The following is a 749-nucleotide window of genomic DNA, read 5'->3' as shown; positions in this document are numbered from 1 at the left end:
GTTCTCGGACTGGGTGTCGAATGTCGGCAGGCGCGATACGGATCGCGCCCGTGAGTTTCTGGTGACGAGCGGCCTACGCATATCGTTCGAACGGCGGCCCCATTTCGGCTCCCGAGACGACAAAATCGAAACAGCGCGTGAGTAGTCCCATCCTGCTTGATTTACTGAATCCTTGTCCCACGAAATTGCACCGTCAGGCCTGAGGATCTAGAAGCCGCACACCCTCACCCTTTTGACCAGCGTACAAGAATTCGACGCCAGCTCTTGTTAACGCCGCCTCAATGGCTTGTAGAGTGCTGATCCGGGAGTCCACCTTTCCGTTCTCCAACCTGGCCAACGCGTTCAGCGATACGATTGCTTTGTCTGCAAGCTCCTGCTGCGACCAACCAAGCAATGCCCGCGCGGCTCGAATCTGTCGTGGACTGACCATGAGTCCACAATCGACAGGTCGGATTTCTCCGCCACCTATAGGTGTATTTTACACCTTGTAAGGTGTTTGGAATGCCTTATATCATCGAGATCTGAGCCTTGGGAGATTAGGGATCCAACGCTGGATAGTTCCCGTGGAAGAAGGGCGTTGTCGCCTCTCCCTGCAAAAGATGCGAACCTATGAAGGGCGCGAAATGGAGTTGCTGCAGAGCGGCCTGAAGCTCCGACAATTGCAGGTCTTTCGCGCGGTGCTGCGGGCCGGATCGACGAGGCAAGCAGCTATCGCGCTCGGGATTAGCCAACCGGCGGTGAGCCAGCAC

Annotated in this window: 2 protein-coding genes; one reads left to right on the top strand and one right to left on the bottom strand. The window is 56.5% G+C overall.

What is annotated here, in order from left to right; genetic code table 11:
* Positions 1–193 precede the first annotated feature (193 nt).
* Positions 194–430 (bottom strand): helix-turn-helix domain-containing protein, encoded by a 237-nt coding sequence (locus EN780_RS36100; protein ID WP_127308828.1) that lies wholly within the window; start codon positions 428–430, stop codon positions 194–196.
* Between the two features lie 133 nt (positions 431–563).
* Between EN780_RS36100 and EN780_RS36095 the strand changes: the two genes are divergently transcribed.
* Positions 564–749: LysR family transcriptional regulator (locus EN780_RS36095; RefSeq protein ID WP_245500241.1), on the top strand; the 186-nt coding region annotated here is incomplete at its 3' end.

It is taken from the genome of Mesorhizobium sp. M4B.F.Ca.ET.089.01.1.1 (assembly GCF_004022605.1).
Classification (GTDB): domain Bacteria; phylum Pseudomonadota; class Alphaproteobacteria; order Rhizobiales; family Rhizobiaceae; genus Mesorhizobium; species Mesorhizobium abyssinicae.
This window is presented reverse-complemented; position numbering and strand designations above follow the sequence as displayed.